This is a genomic window from Pseudomonas sp. SDO55104_S430 (assembly GCF_054070595.1).
Genome location: NZ_JBSVXG010000526.1, coordinates 1 through 249, shown reverse-complemented (window position 1 = coordinate 249; position 249 = coordinate 1). Strand labels below are relative to the sequence as shown.

Annotated in this window: 1 protein-coding gene; it reads left to right on the top strand. The window is 47.8% G+C overall.

Going from position 1 to position 249, the window contains the following annotated elements:
* Positions 1 to 249: hypothetical protein (locus tag ACW9JE_RS30980; RefSeq protein WP_457434944.1), on the top strand; the 249-nt coding region annotated here is incomplete at both ends.

Sequence of the window (249 nt, the reverse complement as noted above, 5' to 3'; positions counted from 1 at the left end):
ACGACCACGTAAATGCAGCTGTCCGGGAAAAGGTTCGTCCAGCTCTTTTGCCTCTTGCTACATTTGTATTGCACAGTCTTCTGTTCGGAAAAAAAGATGCAGTGCAAATTAAACACGTCAAGTTTACCGGTGATTTGGCTACGTTTGGTGCAATTTCCCCACGTCAAACCACCTTCGGTATCAGTGATCAGGATAAATTGCTTGGCTACGGCGTCACGCACACTTTCAGCACCAGTCCGCCGACTTCAG